Annotated in this window: 22 protein-coding genes; 9 read left to right on the forward strand and 13 right to left on the reverse strand. The window is 68.3% G+C overall.

Features of this window, described 5'->3' with window-relative positions:
* Position 1: 1 nt before the first annotated feature.
* A complete protein-coding gene (gene ligD, locus N802_RS15195; protein ID WP_245613959.1) occupies positions 2 to 949 on the forward strand; it encodes a non-homologous end-joining DNA ligase in 948 nt (315 codons plus the stop codon).
* Positions 942 to 1,823: a non-homologous end-joining DNA ligase gene (gene ligD, locus N802_RS15200; RefSeq protein WP_035917885.1), complete on the forward strand. Its 882-nt coding sequence runs from the start codon at positions 942 to 944 to the stop codon at positions 1,821 to 1,823. The genes ligD (N802_RS15195) and ligD (N802_RS15200) overlap by 8 nt, the downstream gene beginning before the upstream one ends.
* 16 nt (positions 1,824 to 1,839) lie before the next feature.
* Here the strand turns inward: ligD (N802_RS15200) and N802_RS15205 are convergent, their stop codons facing one another.
* The 9 genes from N802_RS15205 to lysS all read right to left on the reverse strand — a co-directional run bounded on the left by N802_RS15205 (position 1,840) and on the right by lysS (position 7,681).
* Entirely contained in the window at positions 1,840 to 2,481 is a 642-nt protein-coding gene (locus N802_RS15205; protein ID WP_035917887.1) for a hypothetical protein, read from the reverse strand.
* The gene (locus N802_RS15210; RefSeq protein ID WP_035917889.1) at positions 2,478 to 3,017 is read right to left on the reverse strand and encodes a SigE family RNA polymerase sigma factor; all 540 of its coding nucleotides are present in this window, start codon (positions 3,015 to 3,017) and stop codon (positions 2,478 to 2,480) included. The genes N802_RS15205 and N802_RS15210 overlap by 4 nt, the downstream gene beginning before the upstream one ends.
* A gap of 87 nt (positions 3,018 to 3,104) precedes the next feature.
* Positions 3,105 to 3,287, reverse strand: a complete 183-nt coding sequence (locus N802_RS15215; RefSeq protein WP_035917892.1) for a hypothetical protein — start codon at positions 3,285 to 3,287, stop codon at positions 3,105 to 3,107.
* A gap of 42 nt (positions 3,288 to 3,329) precedes the next feature.
* Positions 3,330 to 3,512: a hypothetical protein gene (locus N802_RS15220; protein ID WP_156971446.1), complete on the reverse strand. Its 183-nt coding sequence runs from the start codon at positions 3,510 to 3,512 to the stop codon at positions 3,330 to 3,332.
* An 87-nt stretch (positions 3,513 to 3,599) separates the two neighbouring features.
* On the reverse strand, positions 3,600 to 4,838 hold the full coding sequence (locus N802_RS15225) for a vanadium-dependent haloperoxidase (protein WP_052110019.1): 1,239 nt from the start codon (positions 4,836 to 4,838) through the stop codon (positions 3,600 to 3,602).
* Positions 4,839 to 4,946: 108 nt separating this feature from the next.
* Positions 4,947 to 5,549, reverse strand: a complete 603-nt coding sequence (locus tag N802_RS15230; RefSeq protein ID WP_035917895.1) for a (2Fe-2S)-binding protein — start codon at positions 5,547 to 5,549, stop codon at positions 4,947 to 4,949.
* Between the two features lie 56 nt (positions 5,550 to 5,605).
* Positions 5,606 to 5,935 (reverse strand): histone-like nucleoid-structuring protein Lsr2, encoded by a 330-nt coding sequence (locus N802_RS15235; protein ID WP_035917896.1) that lies wholly within the window; start codon positions 5,933 to 5,935, stop codon positions 5,606 to 5,608.
* Between the two features lie 40 nt (positions 5,936 to 5,975).
* Entirely contained in the window at positions 5,976 to 6,155 is a 180-nt protein-coding gene (locus N802_RS15240) for a hypothetical protein (RefSeq protein WP_035917897.1), read from the reverse strand.
* Positions 6,152 to 7,681, reverse strand: a complete 1,530-nt coding sequence (gene lysS, locus N802_RS15245; protein ID WP_035917898.1) for a lysine--tRNA ligase — start codon at positions 7,679 to 7,681, stop codon at positions 6,152 to 6,154. Before lysS ends, N802_RS15240 begins: the two co-directional genes overlap by 4 nt.
* Positions 7,682 to 7,783: 102 nt before the next feature.
* Between lysS and N802_RS15250 the strand changes: the two genes are divergently transcribed.
* A complete protein-coding gene (locus N802_RS15250; protein ID WP_245613960.1) occupies positions 7,784 to 8,545 on the forward strand; it encodes an AAA family ATPase in 762 nt (253 codons plus the stop codon).
* A 98-nt stretch (positions 8,546 to 8,643) separates the two neighbouring features.
* On the opposite strand, the gene N802_RS15255 is transcribed toward N802_RS15250, so the two are convergent.
* The 4 genes from N802_RS15255 to N802_RS15270 all read right to left on the reverse strand — a co-directional run bounded on the left by N802_RS15255 (position 8,644) and on the right by N802_RS15270 (position 11,048).
* Complete coding sequence (locus N802_RS15255) at positions 8,644 to 9,867, reverse strand: WD40 repeat domain-containing protein (RefSeq protein WP_035917899.1); 1,224 nt, start codon at positions 9,865 to 9,867, stop codon at positions 8,644 to 8,646.
* Positions 9,864 to 10,361 carry a SigE family RNA polymerase sigma factor gene (locus N802_RS15260; protein WP_035917900.1) on the reverse strand — a complete coding sequence of 166 codons (498 nt, stop codon included), beginning with the start codon at positions 10,359 to 10,361 and terminating at the stop codon, positions 9,864 to 9,866. The genes N802_RS15255 and N802_RS15260 overlap by 4 nt, the downstream gene beginning before the upstream one ends.
* Before the next feature lie 122 nt (positions 10,362 to 10,483).
* Positions 10,484 to 10,807, reverse strand: coding sequence for a type II toxin-antitoxin system PemK/MazF family toxin (locus N802_RS15265; RefSeq protein WP_281175147.1), 324 nt, complete (start codon positions 10,805 to 10,807; stop codon positions 10,484 to 10,486).
* Positions 10,808 to 10,817: 10 nt separating this feature from the next.
* A complete protein-coding gene (locus N802_RS15270; protein WP_035917902.1) occupies positions 10,818 to 11,048 on the reverse strand; it encodes a ribbon-helix-helix domain-containing protein in 231 nt (76 codons plus the stop codon).
* Between the two features lie 103 nt (positions 11,049 to 11,151).
* Between N802_RS15270 and N802_RS15275 the strand changes: the two genes are divergently transcribed.
* Genes N802_RS15275 through N802_RS15300 form a run of 6 tightly spaced genes read left to right on the forward strand, consistent with a single transcriptional unit; the run spans position 11,152 to position 18,543 of the window.
* Positions 11,152 to 12,180, forward strand: coding sequence for a Gfo/Idh/MocA family protein (locus N802_RS15275; protein ID WP_035917903.1), 1,029 nt, complete (start codon positions 11,152 to 11,154; stop codon positions 12,178 to 12,180).
* Complete coding sequence (locus tag N802_RS15280) at positions 12,177 to 13,190, forward strand: TIM barrel protein (RefSeq protein ID WP_245613961.1); 1,014 nt, start codon at positions 12,177 to 12,179, stop codon at positions 13,188 to 13,190. Before N802_RS15275 ends, N802_RS15280 begins: the two co-directional genes overlap by 4 nt.
* A complete protein-coding gene (iolC, locus tag N802_RS15285) occupies positions 13,183 to 14,178 on the forward strand; it encodes a 5-dehydro-2-deoxygluconokinase (protein WP_052110020.1) in 996 nt (331 codons plus the stop codon). Before N802_RS15280 ends, iolC begins: the two co-directional genes overlap by 8 nt.
* Positions 14,175 to 15,059, forward strand: a complete 885-nt coding sequence (gene iolB, locus N802_RS15290; protein ID WP_245613962.1) for a 5-deoxy-glucuronate isomerase — start codon at positions 14,175 to 14,177, stop codon at positions 15,057 to 15,059. The genes iolC and iolB overlap by 4 nt, the downstream gene beginning before the upstream one ends.
* Positions 15,059 to 17,044, forward strand: a complete 1,986-nt coding sequence (gene iolD, locus N802_RS15295) for a 3D-(3,5/4)-trihydroxycyclohexane-1,2-dione acylhydrolase (decyclizing) (protein WP_052110030.1) — start codon at positions 15,059 to 15,061, stop codon at positions 17,042 to 17,044. The genes iolB and iolD overlap by 1 nt, the downstream gene beginning before the upstream one ends.
* Complete coding sequence (locus tag N802_RS15300) at positions 17,041 to 18,543, forward strand: CoA-acylating methylmalonate-semialdehyde dehydrogenase (protein WP_035917904.1); 1,503 nt, start codon at positions 17,041 to 17,043, stop codon at positions 18,541 to 18,543. The genes iolD and N802_RS15300 overlap by 4 nt, the downstream gene beginning before the upstream one ends.
* Positions 18,544 to 18,655 lie beyond the last annotated feature (112 nt).

Consider the following 18,655-nt stretch of genomic DNA (forward strand, 5'->3'; position numbering starts at 1 on the left):
CATGCCGCTCCAGCCGATGCTCGCCTCCGTCGCCGACGGCATCCCCCGCGGCGCCGACTGGGTGCACGAGGTGAAGTGGGACGGCATGCGCGTCCTTGCCGATGTCCGCGACGGCCGCCTCGTCCTCTCCAGCCGCACCGGCCGTGACGTGTCGGTGAGCTTCCCCGAGCTCGCGGGCCTCGCAGGCACCTTCGACGACCTCCTCCTTGACGGCGAGGTCGTCGCCCTCGACAAGGGCATACCTTCCTTCGCCGCGCTCGCCGAACGCATGCACGTCTCGTCCCCACGCAAGGCCGCCCAGCTGGCGACGACCCGCCCGGTGACCTTCATGGCGTTCGACCTGTTGCGCCTCTTCGGCCAGGACCTGACCAAGCAGCCGTGGTCCGCGCGACGCGAACTCCTCGAACGGCTCGACCTCCGCAGTTCGGCCTGGCAGGTCCCGCCGGTCTACGAAGACGGCGAAGAGCTCTTCGAAGCCACGCGCGACCAGGGTCTGGAGGGCATCGTGAGCAAGCGGCGGGCCTCGCCCTACGCACCCGGGCGCCGTTCCCCGGACTGGCGCAAGTCCCCGCACCGCGCCACCCTCTCGGTCGTCATCGGCGGTTGGCGTCCCGAGACCGGAACGACGAACCGCATGGGTGCCGTTCTCGTCGGCACTCCCGATGGTGCCGGGGGATGGGAGTATGCCGGCCGCGTCGGTGCCGGACTCGCCGGCACCGCGGGTGCCCGGGTCGGAAAGCTCCTGGAACCCCTGTCTCGCAACGGTTCCCCGTTCTCCAACCCCGTCCCCAAGGAGGACGCCGTGGGAGCGACCTGGGTTGAGCCGTCCGTCGTCGTGGAGGTGCAGTCGCTGGGACGTGGGTCGACCGGGAAACTGCGGCAACCGGCATACATTGGCATTCGCACCGACCTGACTCCTGCCGACCTGCACGAGGTGACCGATGCCTGAGAAGTTCGTCCCCGAGATCACCCGGGTCGACGTCGGCGGACGCACGATGAAGTTGTCGAGCCTCAGCAAGGTCATGTTCCCCGCCACGGAGACGACCAAGGGTGAGGTGCTCAACTACTTCGTGACGGCGGGGCCGATCCTGTTGCGGCACATTGCTGCTCGTCCGGTGACTCGCGTGCGCTGGCCGCACGGTGTCGCCGATCAGAGCTTCTTCGAGAAGAACCTGCCGAGCGGCGCGCCGACGTGGCTTCCGAGGGTCAAGGTCGACGACGTCACGTATCCGCTCGTCGAGGAGCTGTCGCACCTCGTCTATCTCATCAACCTCAACTCGCTCGAGGTTCACGTGCCGCAGTGGCAGGTCACCGACGAGGGTGAGCGCACGAACCCCAACCGACTCGTCATCGACCTTGACCCCGGAAGCCCCGCGGGTCTCAAGGAGTGCGCCCAGGTCGCCCTCCGCCTGCGCGAGCGCCTCGATGCGCTCGGACTCGAGCTCTATCCGGTGACGAGCGGATCCAAAGGCATGCAGCTCTATGCGAGCCTCGGGGGCGACCTCACCAGCGACCAGGTCCGCGACCTCGCCCAGCAGCTCGCGCAGGAGATGACGAAGAAGCACCCCGACCTCGTCCTGTGGAAGATGACCAAGTCCCTGCGGCCGGGCAAGATCTTCCTCGACTGGAGCCAGAACGTCGCGGCGAAAACGACGATCAGCCCCTATTCACTGCGTGGCAAGGAACTGCCCTGCGTCGCCGCCCCGCGCACGTGGGACGAGGTCGAGCAGGGCGCCGCAGGGGAGAAGTTCGAGCAGGTCATGTTCGACGACATGCTCGAACGCCTCGAGACCCACGGCGACCTGCTCGAAGACCTGCTCTGAAACAGGCTCGTCAGGCTCAGCCCGCGGCCGACTGGACGGCGGGACTGACGGTGATCGCCGCGACGAAGCTGCCGACATCGTCGGGTGAGAGCCGAACGGAGTCCGGGATCTGGACGACGAGGGTCTTCTCCATGCCATCGAGCGTGATCGATCGTTCGAACGTCAACCCCGATCCGTGGACGGCCGCGGCTCCGCCCGCAGTGGAGCGGTTCTGCACCATTGCGGTGATCTTGCCGGCGAAGTCGGTTTCGTCGTCGCTGACGCCGCCACTGACGGGGACAAGGAGGCCCGCGTACGGACCACTCGCCCCCGCCACCCATCCGGTCGGCGTCTTGGAGAAGTGGAAGGCGCCTGCTTGCGCGGGGGTGTCGGTCAAGGTGACTGGAGCACTGTTCGTCTGCACCGAGGCAGAGGTCCCTCCACCGGGAAGGGCGGGTCCGCCTGTTGGGCCGGGACCGCCGGAGAGCGCCGCACCACCCACGAGGGCACCGGCCACCAGACCCGCCGCCGCCACACCGCCCCCTGCAGCGGCGAGGCGACGGCGCCGCAGTACGCGCCGTCCGAGGCGAATGTCGGAGGTGACGTCGTGGCCGGTGTCTCGGCCGTCGGGCGCGGCGGGTCGACTGGCCGTGTCGAGGAGGTCGTGGAGTTGGTTCATGACGAGGCCCTTTCAGTGGCGAACACAGGTGACAGTTGGGGGAGCGACGTGCGCAGCGAGGCGAGCGCCTTGTGGTTCTGCGACTTCACCGACCCGGTCGAGATGTCGAGCGCCTGGGCGGTCTGTTCGACCGACCAGTCGAGCCAGTGCCTCAGGACGACGACCGCACGTTGCCCCGGGGGCAGGTCGGCCAATGCCCTGAGCACTTGCTGGCGAAGCAACGGGTCGACCGTGCTGTCGCCCTCGACTGCCACCTCGGAGCGGGCCGGGTCCTCCGACGACCACTCGCGGCGCCGATGCACCTTGCGGCTGTCGTCGATGAACGCATTGACGAGGGAGCGGTGGGCGTAGCGCACGGGATCGTCGGCCCGCGTGACATTCGGCCAGCGCACATACAGCCGAACGAGCACGTGCTGGACGAGGTCCTCCGCCCGCGCCTCGTCACCGGTGGTGAGGAGGCGCGCCGATCGCAGCAGGCCCGGGCGGGCCTGCGTGGCGAACAGCGTGAACGCCTCGTCACGAGAACTGGAGCGCATGACGACCTTCCGTGGTGGTTTCCGTTGCACCCACCATGACGGATGGACCCCGCCCCTGGGTTGCCTCACCTTGCCGACGAGGCTCCTTCAGTTCGCGACGCGCTGTGGTGACCGGACGGCATACCCGATGGCGGCACCCATGACGGCCGGCACGAACGACATTGCAGCGGTCATGGCCCAGAGGATGAACATCTCGGGCCGCAGCCCCCAGTCGGGGGCGGTCTGGCTCACGGCCCAGATGGCGAGGGTGATGACCGCGGGCGCCGCCACGGCGACCGCGGCCCACCGGATCGCCAGCGCCCCGAGGTCGGTTCACTCACGCAGCCCATCGACGAGAGCCCAGGCAAAGGACCCCACGACGAGCACCGCGAACACGATGAGTCCGGCACCGATGTTGGCGTCACCCTGACGGAAGCCGCCGCCTGCAAAGACCAGCGCGAGGTGGCCGAGCACGGCAGCCACCGAGATCCCGAGCGTTCTCACGATGATGGCCATGCCTCCACCATCCCGCGCGAAGCCCTCCGCGACCATGAGGTCTGCTACTCAGGTCGCGAAGGGCCGCGGTCGGGCTCCCGTGACGGGTCAGCGCAGGTCGGCCATCACGTGCCGTGCCGTGAGGTGGCCGATCCGGTAGCCGTCGTCCATGGCGTCCCGGAAGTGCAGACCGCCCCAGATCCGAGCGTGGAAGGCGTCGAACTCAAGAGCCTTGAGACTGGTGTAGGTCCGATGCACCGGCGTCGTTCCGGAGATCATCTCGAGAGTGACCTTGTCCCCGAGGGTGCGGCGGACGACCTCGGCTGCCGGGCCGGTCAGAGAGGCGTGCCCGCTGACGTAGTCGGAGTACGGCGGCTTTCCGATCAGCGGCTCCCAGTTGGCTTGCCCCGTGGTGGCCGGGTTGCCGTCGAGGTCGCCTGACTGGATCGCCTCGAACGGTCGCCAGAAGCCGAGGTCACGCTTGAGCCGCCAGCTCTGGATGATCGAGTCGGCCATCGCCGCGTGGATGCGCGCGAACACCAGGGCCGTGCCACGAATGGTGAGCGCGCCGCTCGCCTCGAGGTTGCGGCCCAGCGCATCCGGGATCATCGTCGCCGCGTTCCCGTTGAAGAAGACCGCGATGTCGGTCTGTTCCTGCGTGCGTTCACTGCCCGTGGCCGCGTTGCCTCCGAGCCGCTTCACCTCCGCGAAGTCCTTGGCGTAGCCACGGCTCGTGAGCTTGTCGGGCCCGTTGACACGGATCGGCCGTCGCAGCACGAGCGGGTCCACCGAACCGAGCCACGCCGCGAGCATGTCCGTCGTGGGTGGGATTGGCTGCCAGACCCCGATTCCCGGCGGGAGTGTGTAGTGGATGCTCGTGTCCCCGAAGCCGTCACCGACCCTGCTGGCCAGCATCAGGCTGGCCGATGCCGCTCCCAGGAAGGACCCCCGGGCCTTCTCGTCCGCGTCGCCGACCGACGCGAGGCTCGTGGCCAGGCGTGCGTCGAGCGTGCCCTTCTGCGCGGGGAAGTAGTGGACCAGGACGTCGTGCGCGGCGGTCGCCACGGCGGCCGTCTCGGAGCTGTCGCCGGCCTTGAGGGAGCGGTCCACGGCGTCGAGCATGGCCATGGACGTGTAGCCGAGCAGCGGGACACCATTCGGGATCGGCATCGCCGGGTAGACCGTGGTGTTGAGGATGCGCTGCCATTCGATGACGACCTGTGCGGAGTCGCCGACGTCGGCTTTCGAGCTGCCCGACGCCTGGGCAGCGGTGGTGGTGCCGAGAGCGAGCGGCACCGTGATGACTGCGGAACTGATCAGGGCGCAGGCGCGCCGAGTGAGATGCATGTTCGTGCCTCCAGGTCTCGCGCGAAATGGCCGCGATTCGGCCGATATCAGCGTGTGGCAGGGAGGTATCGGCCAGATATCAGTGCCGCAGGACGTGGAGCGATCGACTCAGTCGGTCATCGCGAGGCGAGGGCAGCCAGCACACTCCTGGCACCCGGGCAGGGCATAGATGAAGCAGCACGACTGGCGCTCGACCACCGCGCCCCACCCGTCCCCCGTCGCGGCGCGGGCATCACGCTCCGCCATCGCCCAGAGGTCGTCGACCATCCCGAACCGCTGTCGGCTCGACATCTTGACGCCCGGCTCATAGGCGTCCGCGATGGCATTGCCAAGAATCCTGTATGCCGTCCGCGCGCCTGCAATTCGCGTGTCCCGGTCCGCTGATGCCGACTTCACGGAAAGAAACCCCAGCCGTTCCGGGTACATGCCGTCGGCGAGGTCGCAGGAGATCAAGGGTGAATCGATAGTGCCGAGATCAACTTCCCAGGGCCCCGTGGCCGCGGCCAACGCGGCAATCTGCGCGGGAATGCTCAGCAGGTGCTGGAGGACGAAAGCCGCAGCGACCTGAGGAGGTGCGGGAACGGCATACAGTCTGGAGTTCTGGGCCGTGATTTCTTCACGCCATTTCGTTGAAAACGAAAATGCGCTGCTGAGCGGCAGGGAGAGGGTCCGGCCCCCGACGAATTCGAGATATCCATGGTGTCGCGACATGACAGAGGCGACGACACCCGGATCGGGTGCCGTCGCCTCTGCGCTGTGGGTGACGATCAGTTGTTGGCCTTGTCGTAGGCATCCTGGACCGCGGCCGGGATGCGACCGCGCTCGCTGACGTCATGACCGTTCTTGCGCGCCCACTCACGGACGGCTGAGACGTCCTTGCGACGTGCCGCGGCAGAGCCGCCCCTGCCGGACATCTTGCGACCACCCGAGCGGCGGGCGTGACCCACCCAGGGGGCGAAGGCGTCACGGAGCTTGCTCGCGTTGCCCTCGTTGAGGTCGATTTCATACGTCACGCCGTCGAGGGCGAACGTCACTGTCTCGTCGGCGTCACTGTTGTCGATGTCGTCAACGAGCAGCACCTGAACACGCTGTGCCATGGATTTCCCTTTCGCGCATCAGCAATTGATGCACGAAAGACTATCGCCCCGAATTGTTTTTCGGGGTTTTGGACTGCTCGGATTCCCACTGACTTTGGGCGAGCCGTTCGCGGCGGTCACCCTCGAGGATGCTCTTCATCAGATAATAGAAGAGCAGGGCCACGATGATCGTGGGCAGGATGGCTGCGAGATAGGGCCAGATGGAGTCCCACATGGTCATGCCTCCGGCTTGAGGTGGGGGAAGAGAATCGTTTCGCGAATATTGGCGCCGGTGAACAGCATGACGAGCCGGTCGACACCCAGTCCGAGGCCACCCATGGGCGGCGCGCCGTATTCGAGGGCCCGCAGGAAGTCCTCGTCGAGCTGCATCGCTTCGGGGTCACCCCCAGCCGCGCGGAGCGACTGGTCGGTGAGGACCTCGCGCTGGATCTCGGGGTCGATGAGCTCGGAGAACCCAGTGCCCCGCTCGACACCGTCGATGATGAGGTCCCAGGCCTCGATGAGTCCGGGCTCGCTGCGGTGGGGTCGCGCCAGCGGCTGGGCGATCGCGGGGTAGTCGCAGAGGAACGTCGGCTGGAGGAGGTTCGGCTCGACGAGTTCGCCGACGAGTTCGAGGAAGACCTTGTCCTTGTCCCAGGCCGGGTCGACGGCCACGTCGTGCTTCGCGGCCAGGCCGCGCAGGGTCTCGAGGTCGGTGTCGACGGTGACGGTCTCGCCGACCACCTCGCTCACGCCCTGGTAGACGGGCAGCCACCGCCACTCGCCGTCGAGGTCGATCGTGCCGCGCTCGGTCTGGATCTGGCGGCTGCCGTGCGCGTCCGCCGCAGCGAGATAGAGGTCGCGCATGAGGGCCGCGATCGTCGTCTGGTCGCCCCACGACTGGTAGGCCTCGAGCATCGTGAACTCGGGGGAGTGGGTCGCGTCGACACCCTCGTTGCGGAAGATGCGTCCCATCTCGTAGACGCGGTCGATGCCACCGACGATGGCCTTCTTGAGGTTGAGCTCGAGCGCGATCCGGAGCGTCATCTCCTGGTCGAACGCGTTGAGGTGGGTCGTGAACGGGCGCGCCGCAGCACCGCCGTGGATGAGCTGGAGGATCGGCGTCTCGACCTCGAGGTAGCCCTGGTTCTCGAGCTCGCGGCGCATGGCGCTGAGGATGTGCGCCTTGGTGCGGACCATGTCGCGCGCCTCCTGGCGCACGATGAGGTCGGCGTAGCGCTGGCGCACGCGGGACTCCTCGGAGAGTTCCTTGTGCAGCACCGGCATGGGGCGCAGCGCCTTGGACGCCATGGTCCAGCTCGTCGCCATGACGGAGAGCTCGCCGCGGCGGCTGCTGATGACGCGACCCGTGACGGACACGTGGTCGCCGAGGTCGACGTCGGACTTCCAGGCAGCGAGGCTCTCCTCGCCCACCTCGGCGAGGCTGAGCATGACCTGGAGGCGCGTGCCGACGCCCTCCTGGAGGGTGGCGAAGGCGAGCTTGCCCGTGTTGCGGATGAAGACGACGCGACCCGCGACCGAGACGACGTCCTGCGTCTCCTCGCCGGTCTCGAGGTGGGCCCAGTTCGCGCGCACCTGAGCGAGGCTGTGGGTCCGGTCGACCGACACGGGGTATGCCGCCCTCCCCGACTCGAGCAGTCGCGTGCGCTTCTCGCGGCGAATGCGTTGCTGCTCGGACAGGTCGATCTCGGGGGCGCCCGTGGCGCCGGCCGTCTCGGTGGTGGTGTCGGTGGGGCTCTTGCTCACACGCTCAAGGGTACGAGGGTTCGCTGAGTGCTTCTGACACGATCGGTGTGAGTTCGCCTTCGTCCGGGTGGCGCCTCCGGTGCGGGCAGTAGTTTGGGAATCGTGGACTCGGGGCAGCAGGAGGGGTGGCTGGAGCCGCTTCCCGTGCGTCGCATCGATCAGAGCCCGTATGCCGTGGTGCCGCCTCCCGACGTCTGGCCCGTGTCGATCCCGGCCGTCGCGCAGGTGCTGGCCGACGGTCTTGATCTTGGCTCGTGCACGATCCTCGTCGGCGACAACGGGACGGGGAAGTCGACCCTCGTCGAGGCGATTGCCATGGCGTTCGGACTCGGTGCCGAAGGTGGGTCGACCGGTGCTCGGCACCGCACCCACGAGACCGAGTCGGGGTTGTGGGAGTGGCTGCGGCTGAGTCGGGGGCCGGGTGCGTCGAAGTGGGGCTACTTCGTCCGGGCCGAGACCATGCACGGGCTCATGGCCTGGCTCGACACCTCACGGTCGGAATCACCCCGCTCGATGGACCCCGACTTCCACGCGCGTTCGCATGGAGAGTCCTTCGTGTCGCTGTTGTCGACGAAGCGCTTCGACGGTGACGGCCTCTTCGTCTGGGACGAGCCGGAGGCGGGGTTGTCGTTCCAAGCGCAACTGCACCTCGTGGCGGAGCTTGCGGCGATGGCTGCCCGGCCCGGTGCGCAGGTGCTGCTCGCGACCCACTCACCGATCCTGGCTGCGGTGCCAGGTGCCCGGATCCTGCAACTGTCGGACGAGGGGATCGAGCCGGTGGCGTGGGAGGACCTTGCCGTGGTCGACCACCATCGCCGGTTCCTGGATGATCCTCGCCGCTACCTCCGCCACGTCCTCGACTGACTCCCACACACCCTCGACTTTGTGCCCCGTTGGGACACGTTCACGGAGGCCTTCGGCCGAGGGAACGTGTCCCAACGGGGCACGAAGTCGGTTTCCGCCTACCTCGGCAGGATGTAGTGCGGGAAGAGCCGGTTCGTCATGGACTTGTTCGGCGCCACCTCGGTGCACGAGAGGGCGACGGTGCAGCGCACGAGGTCGTTGCCCGTGACCGGGCTCAGCGGTGAGGACGTGTTCCGGGAGAAGAGAACCGTGGCGCCGTCATCGCTCCAGCGCATTCCCCAGCCCGACACGATCTTGCTCTCGTCGGTGCCGTCGTGGCCGAAGATGACACTGCCGTCGGTCACGGTGACCAAGGAGGACGCGAACCAGTGTCCGCCATCGATGTTGTTGGAGCCGAGGAGTTGCGTGCCGTCAGGGCTGAAGGTCAGCGGTTGGAACCTGTTGGGCTTGCTGGCGGTGCCACAGTGGTCGCCGTGGAGTTTGGGCGTCCCGGCCTTCTTGAGGTCAACGACGGCCCAGCAGCCTGACGTCGGGTCGTCGGAGGGCGGCATCCAGTAGAGCGCGGCCAAGCGCTCGTCGTCCGAGACGGCGGCGATGTGACCCGGGGCAGCCTGGGTCACCCCGGTGACGTGGTTCCACACGAGTCCTGTCTCGCCCTCACCCGAGGGACCGCCGAAGTAGAGGCGGTCGCCGATGAGGGCAACGCCAGACTTGTCGGTCTCCAGTGAGTTCAGGGCCTTTCCGCGCGCGTCCACGACGAAGGTCCTGCCGTTGTCCGCATAGAACACCTTCGTGCCGTCCCGCGAGACACGCCAGTCGTCGACGCCGTCCGGCAGTTTCGTGAGTTGACGGCCGGTCGCGTCGAGGATCGCACTCACCCATGGGTTCTCGCCGACGTGGGAGGCGACGACAACGCCTCCGCCCTCGAGGACGGCGAACTGCTCGACGATCGTTCCCCTCGGGAGCCGGACGACCCGGTCGCCGATGTGCAGGACGTTCCCCACGGCATACGCCTCACGCGATGCCGTGGCCTGCCCCACCGACGGCGTGGGTTCCGGGCTTGCAGTGGGGGACGACGACGTCGGCGTCGGAGATGAGGTGCCTGCCGGGATGGCCCCTCCGGGACCCCGTTCCGACAGGGCGAGGGGGATCCCCACGGCGAGGGCAGTTGCGGTGGCGACGGCCGTGCCCGCCAGGGTGCGGCGTCGGCGCCTGCGCTGACGCTCAAGAGTCATGGCTGCTTCGGCGAAGTCGCCGGTGGCATCGATGCTCTCGGCATCGCGGGTCAGGACGGAGCGCAGTTCGCTCTCGTGGGGAGTCATGATGACGCGACCTCCTTCATCGTGATGCGCAGGGCGGCCAGCGCCCGGCTGGTGTGGCTCTTGACCGTGCCGATGCTGCAGCCGAGGATCTCGGCCGTCTCCGCCTCGGAGCGGTCCTCGTAGTAGCGCAGCACGATCGACGCGCGCTGTTGGGTGGGCAGTTTGCGGATCTGGGCCCGCAGGTCCTGCTCTCCGTAGTCGTCCGGACGTGCCGCTGGCTGCTGGTACTCGACGAGATCGCTTCCGGTCACCTCGCGGTGTCGCCACGCGCGACGCCACCAGCTGTGGTGCTCGTTGACCATGGTCCGTCGGACGTAGGCGTCGGGTGACCCGTCGATCGTCGACCACCGGCGATAGACGTTGGCCAGGGCGCTCTGGACGAGGTCCTCGGCCTCTTGCGCATCCCCCGTGAGGAGGTAGGCAAACCGCACCAGAGTGCTCTGCCGGGCGCGGACGTATGCCGTGAAGTCGGCATCCAGGTCGCTGTCACTCATCGTGGCCCCCTGGCTCGTGGGAATGGGACCTCATCTCTACGTTCCCACCACCATCGCGGGTTGTCCGCCGTCTCCCGCTTTCTGGCGGGGAGTCGTTCTTCTCACCACCTTGGCGTCGGGAGTCAGAGCTGCAGGTGCAAGATGAGGGCGTCGTCGAGTTCGGCCATGAGGTGGGCCGGAACCCGGCCGATCGCTGCCCCGAGCCGCTCGACCGCCACAGATCGAACCTGCTCCGGCTGAGCCTTGGAGTCCACCTGGAGTCGGGTCTCGTCAGCGGGCAGGAGGACTTGGAACGGGAACACGCGATCGACGTTGCTCGTGACGGGCACGACAGTGACGACTCCCCGACCGAGCCGCGCCGCGGTCGCATTGGCCCGGTCGTTGCTCACCAGGACGGCGGGGCGACGTTTGTCCGCCTCACTTCCGCGCGACGGGTCGAGATCCACCAACCGAATCTCACCGCGCAGCATTCGCCAGCCCGTCTGACGCCGTGGTCGCCCACGCCTCCTCGGCGCCTGACTCGGCCCATTCGTCCCAGGCGTTGGCATAGGCACCCTCGAGTTCGGGGTCCCTCAACTGCCGAATGGCCGCCTGGATCGCAGCGGAGCGTGACCCCAGGCCAGCCTGTTCGACGTAGCGATCCAGGGCTGCGAGGTCGTCTTCACTGAGACTGACGCTGAGCTTCATAGATCAATGCTACCCGGATGCTACCCGCCGTGCTACTCGTCAGATCGGATCAGCCATGGGCAGGCTGTTGCGCCGGACACCTCGCTCGGGAAGGGTTCACGACATGAGGATCGGACTGGCTGGAGTGGGGCGCATCGGCGCCTTCCACGCGAGCACCCTGGCCGGGCTCGACGCCGTCGACGAGGTCGTCGTGGCAGATCTCGACGCCGGCCTCGCCGACCGGGTGGCCGCGGCCCACGGACTGGCGGTCGGACCGGACATCGACACCCTCCTCGCCTCCGACATCGACGCCCTCGTCATCGCCACGGCGACCACGGCGCACGCCGAACTGCTCCGACAGGCGCTCGCGGCCGGCATACCGACGTTCTGTGAGAAGCCGGTGGCCGCGACCCTGGACGAGACGGTCGCGCTGACCGCGCTCGCGGACGCGAGCACCACACCCGTCCAGGTCGGCTTCCAACGCCGTTTCGACGCCGGCTACCGGCGGGCCAGGGCAGCGGTGGCGTCCGGCGAACTCGGCACCGTCCACGCCGTGCGCGCGCAGACCCACGACAAGGAGCCACCGCACGCGGCCTACATCCCGACGAGCGGCGGCATCTTCCGCGACTGCTCGGTCCACGACTTCGACGCGGTTCGGTTCGTCACCGGGCGCGAGGTCGAAACGGTCATGGCGACCGGAGGCAACAAGGGCGCCGACTTCTTCGCGGCCGCCGGAGACGTCGCCACCGGCGCGGCGCTGCTCACCCTCGACGACGACACGATCGTGACGACGAGCGCAACGCGCTACAGCGGCGGTGGCCACGACGTCCGCATGGAGGTGGTGGGGTCGACGGCCAGCCTCGCCGTGGGTCTCGACGACGCGCTGGCCGTGCGCTCCGCCGAGGAGGGCGTGACCTTCCCGGCGGGCCCTCCGCACGAGACGTTCATGCAGCGCTTCCGCGCTGCCTATGGCGCTGAGCTCGCCGCGTTCTGTGACGTTGCCGCCGGGCGTACCCCCAGCCCGTGCACGGTGCGGGACGCACTGCAGGCCTTCCGCATCGCAGAGGCCTGCGAAGTGTCGCGGGCCGAGCGCCGCGTGGTCACGATGACCGAGATCCCGGACGCGCCCGAGCGCACACAGTGGGCGTCATGACGGGAGCGATCGGGAACCCGGGAATGGCACCCCACGTCCGTGCACCCCTCGTCGACCGCATCGCAGGGGCGCCCATCTCGTGGGGCGTGTGCGAGGTCCCTGACTGGGGCTACCAGCTCGGGATGGACCCAGTTCTGAGCCAGATGAGTGAGATCGGGCTCACCGCAACGGAATTCGGCCCCGAGGGCTTCCTTCCGGAGACGCCCACCGACAGGGTTCAGGTTCTGTCCGCAGCTGGTCTGCGAGCGGTCGGGCAGTTCGTCCCCCTCGTGCTCCACGACCCCGAACTCGATCCCCTGGCCGAGGCCGAGGCAGCGCTCGCCGGGCTCGCGGCGGCGCGCGCCTCGGTACTCGTCATCGCGGCGGCCACGGGCGCAGACGGCTACGACGAGCACCCCGGCCTCACCGATGCGCAGTGGTCCACGCTGCTGCTCAACCTCGATCGCATCGCCGATACCGCGTCGGCCCACGGCCTCATCGCGACGCTCCATCCCCACGTCGGGACCGTCGTCGAGACGGGAGAGGAGACCGAGCGCGTCCTCGCGGGCTCGCGGATGGCGCTGTGCCTCGACACGGGGCACCTCCTCATCGGCGGCACGGATCCGGTCGCACTGGCCCGGACCCACCCCGAGCGCATCCAGCACGTCCACCTCAAGGACGTGCGTGCCAACCTCGCCCGAGAGGTCCAGGAGGGGCGGCGGACCTACACCGAAGCAGTCGCCGCCGGGATGTACGTCCCCCTCGGAACCGGGGACATCGACATCGCTGCCCTTGTCGAATCCCTTGAAAGCAGTGGGTATGCCGGGTGGTACGTCCTCGAGCAGGACACCGTTCTCGGCGGGTCACCTTCCGAGACCGGCGCCGACCCAGCTGCCGACGTCCGGGCCTCGATCGAATTCATCCGGAACCTCCCCAACCGTCCCGGCGGTTCGGTTCGGGACGCGTCCCCAACCGTCCAATTGGGTGAGTTCGGTACGCACCGGGGGATGGGAGTTGAAGGTGATGGGTGAACGGACCGAGGTGGGTGAGGGGACGGCATACGGCGGATTTGATCTCGTCGCGATCGGGCGCACGGGCGTCGACATCTATCCGCTGCAGCACGGCGTGGGGCTCGAAGAGGTCAGGACGTTCGAGAAGTTCCTCGGCGGCAGCGCCACCAACGTCGCCGTAGCCGCTGCTCGCCACGGTCGCCGCGTCAGCCTCGTGACGAAGGTGGGGCGCGATCCCTTCGGGCGCTATGTGCGAAGCGAAGCGGAGCGACTCGGCATCGATCCGGTGAGCATCAGCGAGATCCGCGGCGACGGGCCGCCGACTCCAGTGACGTTCTGCGAGGTCTTCCCTCCGGACAACTTCCCGCTGTATTTCTATCGCTACCCGGCGGCACCCGACCTGCTCCTCACCGAGGAAGACCTTCCGCTGGAGGCGATCCGCTCCGCCGGTGTCTACTGGTCCACCGTGACAGGGCTGTCCCAAGAGCCGTCTCGGACAACGCATTTCGCTGCCTGGCGGGAACGTGGGCGGGTGCGCAACACGGTGCTCGATCTGGACTGGAGGCCGATGTTCTGGGACTCGGCGGAGGAGGCCGCTCAGCAGATCGACCAGGCCCTCGAGCACGTGACGGTCGTGGTGGGCAACACCGAGGAGTGCGAGGTGGCCGTGGGTGAGCGCGATCCACATCGCGCCGCTGATGCACTCCTTGAGCGCGGGGTGGAGCTCGCCGTCGTCAAGCAGGGACCGCGCGGTGTCCTCGCCGCGACGCCGGACGAGCGCGTCGAGGTCGCCCCCTTCCCTGTCGAGGTCGTCAACGGACTGGGGGCGGGCGACGGCTTCGGTGGAGCCCTCGTCCACGGATTGCTCGCCGGGTGGGACCTGGGCCGCACCATCGAGTTCGCCAACGTCGCCGGTGCCATCGTCGCGGGCCGCCTTGAGTGCTCGACGGCGATGCCGACGACGGCTGAGGTCGACGCAGCGCTGGCCGTCCACCGGAGGGCCTCATGATGCGCAAGGGGAATCGCACGGTGGGGACCGGTGCAGACAACGCCCGCTGGGTCCGCCGCCTGGGTGAGGCAGCGTCGGGTGGGTTCACCGTGGCGATCACCGACGCCGTCGACGGTTGGCACCACACCTCGCTGCGGGTCGCCGAGTTGCCTTCGGGCGGTTCCCTGACGCATGAGACCCGAGCCGAGGAGGTCGTGGTCGTGCCTCTCGCGGGATCGGTGACGATCGAGGTGTCGGGCGGTGACGCGATCTCGCTCGAAGGACGAGTGAGCGTGTTCGACGGACCCAGTGACACGGCATACGTGCCGCGCCACCGCACGATCACGGTGCAGGACAGCGGAACTGGAGCCCGTGTCGCACTCTGTGGTGCCCGCGCCACATCCGACCGCGAGCCACGACGCATCGCCGCGGACGAGGCGACCCCTGAACACCGTGGTGCCGGGAACGCGAGCCGCGAGGTGCGCGGCTTCGGCCTGCCGCCCGTCCTCGACGCCGATTCGATCCTCGTCTGCGAAGTCATCACGCCTGCCGGCAACTGGAGCTCCTGGCCGCCACACAAGCACGACGAGCACCTACCGGGCGTCGAGGCGGAGCTCGAGGAGATCTACTACTTCGAGACGCACTCGATCGATCCGCGTGGCACGGATCCAGTGGGCTACCAACGGGTCTACGGCACGGCCGAGCGACCGATCGACGTCCTCACCGAGGTGCGCACCGGCGACGTCGTGCTCGTCCCCCACGGGTGGCACGGCCCCGCGATGGCAGCCCCTGACACGGATCTCTACTACCTCAACGTCATGGCTGGCCCCGGCGCAGAACGCGCGTGGCTCATCAGCGACGACCCGGCGCACGCGTGGGTGCGGGAGAGCTGGGGGCCGTGATGACTGAGACGGTTCGGCTCACGGTGGCCCAGGCGCTCGTGCGTTTCCTGTCGCAGCAGTGGACTGAGCGTGACGGCGAGCGGCAGCGCCTCTTCGCCGGGTTCCTCGGCATCTTCGGGCACGGCAACCTCGCGGGCGTGGGCCAGGCCCTGCTGGAGGAAGAGGTGCGCGCCACGGAGCGCGGCGCCGCGCCGGTGCTGCCCTATGTCATGGCTCGCAATGAGCAGGCGATGGTGCACACGGCCGTCGGCTTCGCGAAGCAGAAGGACCGCCTCCAGACATGGGCCTGCACTGCCTCGGTCGGGCCGGGTTCGACGAACATGCTGACTGGGGCCGCGCTGGCCACGATCAACCGGATTCCGGTGCTGCTCTTGCCTTCCGGCCCCTTCGCGTCGCGCGTCGCCGCACCGGTGCTGCAGGAACTCGAGACCCCGTATGCCGGTGACCTCATTGTCAATGACGCGTTCCGTCCGTTGTCGCGCTTCTATGACGAGGTGGTCAGGCCCGAGCAGTTGCCCTCGGCGCTGCTGTCGGCGATGCGCGTGCTCACGGACCCGGTGGACACGGGGGCGGTGACGATCTCGCTGCCGCAGGACGTGCAGTCCGAAGCGTTCGACTGGCCGACGGAACTGTTCGCGGAGCGGGTGTGGCACGTGCGTCGGCCCCCTCCCGAGACGTCGCGGGTGGAGGCTGCTGCGTCGATCATCCGGTCCGCGAAGAAGCCGCTCATCGTCGCGGGCGGTGGGGTGCACTACTCGGGAGCAGAACGGGCGCTGGCCGAATTCGCCTCGGCCACAGGCATTCCCGTCGCTGAGACCCAGGCCGGCAAGGGATCGTTGCTGCATGGCCACCCGCAGCTGCTCGGTGGCATCGGTGCAACCGGGACGACCGCCGCCAATGCGGTGGCCGCCGACGCAGACGTCGTCATCGGGGTGGGCACGAGGTGGAGCGACTTCACCACTGCTTCCCGAACAGCGTTTGCCCACAGGGGAGTTCGCTTCGTCAACCTCAATGTCGCGGCGTCCGACGCGGTCAAGCTCGCGGGCCTCTCAGTCGTTGGTGATGCCAGAGAGACGCTCCTCGCCCTGACCTCGGCCCTGTCGGGGTGGTCCGTGCCAGACCCCTATCGGAAGCGCCAGGGCACCCTGTGGCGCCGATGGGACAAGGCCGTGTGGACGGCATACGATCCGCCGGCCTCGGTGACCGAGGCGTTGGGCGACGGAGTGCTCACCCAGGCGACCGTCATCGGTGCCGTCAACGAGTTGAGTGATCCACGTGACGTCGTCGTGTGCGCAGCCGGGTCGATGCCCGGCGACCTGCACAAGCTGTGGCGCGTGCGCGATCGCAAGGGCTATCACATCGAGTACGGCTACTCCTGCATGGGCTACGAGGTGCCCGCGTCCATCGGGGTGCGCTGGGCGGACCCGACCCGCGACGTCTTCGCGATGGTGGGTGACGGCGGCTACCTCATGATGCCGACCGAGCTCGTCACGGCGGTTCAGGAGCGGGTCAAGGTCATCGTCGTCCTCGTGCAGAACCACGGATTCCAGTCCATCGGTTCGCTGTCCGAGAGCGTGGGCTCTGGGCGGTTCGGGACCGAGTATCGGAGGCGCGGGCCGGAGTCGCACCGACTGGACGGCGAGCGTCTGCCAGTCGACCTGGCCGCCAACGCACGCAGCCTCGGGGCACACGTCATCGAGGCGTCCTCGCGGGGCGAACTCGAGGAAGCCATCGTGTCCGCGAAGGCCTGGCCCCCGGACGGTGGGCCGGTCGTCATCCACGTCGGGACCGACCCCAGCGTCGGCGCACCCGACAGCGAGAGCTGGTGGGACGTGCCGGTGGCACAGGTCAGTGAACTCGACTCGACGCGCGCTGCTCAGCGGGCGTATGCCGTCCGCAAAGAGTCCCAGCGCCCGTACCTTGAGCCTGCCGAGACCGCGCAGACATTGTCCCCCCACCCCGCCGAACCCGAAGGATCACCATGAGCACTCCCACGCGCATCACCCACCTCATCGGCGGCCGGGCCTGGGACGGTCCCGTGGAACGGACGAGCCCGGTGTTCAACCCCGCCACGGGGGACGAGACGGGTGCTCTCGACCTTGCGTCGGCCGTGACCGTTGCCGAGGCTGTCACGACCGCTTCGCAAGCGTGGCGGTCGGGGTGGGGAACGTCGTCCCTGTCCGCTCGCACCCAGGTCCTCTTCCGGTTCCGTGAACTCCTCAACGAGCGCAAGGAGGAGATCGCTGCCCTCATCACCGCCGAGCACGGCAAGGTCCTGGCCGATGCGCTCGGGGAGGTGACCCGCGGGCTCGAGGTGGTCGAGTTCGCCTGCGGCATCCCGCACCTGCTCAAGGGCGGGTTCACCGAGAACGCCTCGACCAAGGTGGACGTGTATTCGATCCGTCAGTCGTTGGGTGTCGTGGCGGTCATCTCGCCGTTCAACTTCCCGGCGATGGTGCCGCTGTGGTTCGTGCCGGTGGCCATCGCCTGCGGCAACACCGTCGTGCTCAAGCCCAGCGAGAAGGATCCCTCGGCTGCGCTCGCGGTGGCGCGACTGTGGAGCGAGGCCGGCTTGCCCGACGGGGTGATGAACGTCGTCCACGGCGACAAGGAGGCCGTGGACGCTCTGCTCGAGCACCCGGACGTGCGGGCGGTCTCGTTCGTGGGATCGACACCCATCGCCCGGTATGTCTATGAGACCGGAACGGCTCACGGCAAGCGGGTGCAGGCTCTCGGCGGGGCCAAGAACCACATGCTCGTGCTCCCCGACGCGGACCTCGACCTCGCCGCTGATGCGGCGGTCAACGCAGGGTTCGGCTCGGCGGGCGAGCGATGCATGGCAATCTCGGCACTGCTCGCCGTCGAACCCATCGCGGACGAGCTCATCGAGAAGATCAAGGACCGGGTGGGCAAGCTGGTCACCGGGGACGGGACGCGAGGCGCCGACATGGGGCCGCTCGTGACGCAGGCGCACCGTGACCGGGTGGCGGGCTACCTCGACGCGGGGGTGGAGGCCGGGGCTGAACTCGTCGTGGACGGGCGCGAGGGCGATGTCGATGCCGAGGAGGGCGGGTTCTTCCTCCGCCCGACGCTGTTCGACAAGGTGGCGCCGGGCATGCCGGTCTATGACGACGAGATCTTCGGGCCGGTGCTCTCGGTCGTGCGGGTGCAGTCCTACGACGAGGGGCTGGAGCTCATCAATGCCAACCCCTATGGCAACGGGACGGCGATCTTCACCAACGACGGTGGTGCTGCTCGGCGCTTCCAGAACGAGGTCGAGGTCGGGATGGTGGGCATCAACGTCCCGATCCCGGTGCCGATGGCGTACTACTCATTCGGCGGATGGAAGAACTCGCTCTTCGGAGACAGCCATGCCCACGGCATGGAGGGCGTGCACTTCTTCACCCGCGGCAAGGTCGTGACCTCACGGTGGCTCGACCCCAGCCACGGTGGTCTCAACCTCGGATTCCCCCAGAACACCTGACCACGCGCCCCTCGACTTTGTGCCCCATTGGGACACACACGACCGGCGGTAGGCCGCCCTCACGTGTCCCAATGGGGCACAAAGTCGCGCGGCCGGGGAGGGGAGGAGAGGA

Origin of the sequence: Knoellia sinensis KCTC 19936, assembly GCF_000768705.1 — a bacterium.
GTDB lineage: Bacteria > Actinomycetota > Actinomycetes > Actinomycetales > Dermatophilaceae > Knoellia > Knoellia sinensis.

Bases quoted from the DNA above. Each gene is read 5' to 3' on its own strand.
- N802_RS15220 (WP_156971446.1), bottom strand. From the start codon at position 3,512: ATGGCCATCATCGTGAGAACGCTCGGGATCTCGGTGGCTGCCGTGCTC.
- N802_RS15225 (WP_052110019.1), bottom strand. From the start codon at position 4,838: ATGCATCTCACTCGGCGCGCCTGCGCCCTGATCAGTTCCGCAGTCATC.
- iolC (WP_052110020.1), top strand. From the start codon at position 13,183: ATGGGTGAACGGACCGAGGTGGGTGAGGGGACGGCATACGGCGGATTT.
- ligD (WP_035917885.1), top strand. From the start codon at position 942: ATGCCTGAGAAGTTCGTCCCCGAGATCACCCGGGTCGACGTCGGCGGA.
- N802_RS15255 (WP_035917899.1), bottom strand. From the start codon at position 9,867: ATGACTCCCCACGAGAGCGAACTGCGCTCCGTCCTGACCCGCGATGCC.
- N802_RS15280 (WP_245613961.1), top strand. From the start codon at position 12,177: ATGACGGGAGCGATCGGGAACCCGGGAATGGCACCCCACGTCCGTGCA.
- iolB (WP_245613962.1), top strand. From the start codon at position 14,175: ATGATGCGCAAGGGGAATCGCACGGTGGGGACCGGTGCAGACAACGCC.
- N802_RS15260 (WP_035917900.1), bottom strand. From the start codon at position 10,361: ATGAGTGACAGCGACCTGGATGCCGACTTCACGGCATACGTCCGCGCC.
- N802_RS15230 (WP_035917895.1), bottom strand. From the start codon at position 5,549: ATGTCGCGACACCATGGATATCTCGAATTCGTCGGGGGCCGGACCCTC.
- iolD (WP_052110030.1), top strand. From the start codon at position 15,059: ATGACTGAGACGGTTCGGCTCACGGTGGCCCAGGCGCTCGTGCGTTTC.
- N802_RS15275 (WP_035917903.1), top strand. From the start codon at position 11,152: ATGAGGATCGGACTGGCTGGAGTGGGGCGCATCGGCGCCTTCCACGCG.
- N802_RS15270 (WP_035917902.1), bottom strand. From the start codon at position 11,048: ATGAAGCTCAGCGTCAGTCTCAGTGAAGACGACCTCGCAGCCCTGGAT.
- N802_RS15205 (WP_035917887.1), bottom strand. From the start codon at position 2,481: ATGAACCAACTCCACGACCTCCTCGACACGGCCAGTCGACCCGCCGCG.
- N802_RS15300 (WP_035917904.1), top strand. From the start codon at position 17,041: ATGAGCACTCCCACGCGCATCACCCACCTCATCGGCGGCCGGGCCTGG.
- N802_RS15240 (WP_035917897.1), bottom strand. From the start codon at position 6,155: ATGACCATGTGGGACTCCATCTGGCCCTATCTCGCAGCCATCCTGCCC.
- ligD (WP_245613959.1), top strand. From the start codon at position 2: ATGCCGCTCCAGCCGATGCTCGCCTCCGTCGCCGACGGCATCCCCCGC.
- N802_RS15210 (WP_035917889.1), bottom strand. From the start codon at position 3,017: ATGCGCTCCAGTTCTCGTGACGAGGCGTTCACGCTGTTCGCCACGCAG.
- N802_RS15235 (WP_035917896.1), bottom strand. From the start codon at position 5,935: ATGGCACAGCGTGTTCAGGTGCTGCTCGTTGACGACATCGACAACAGT.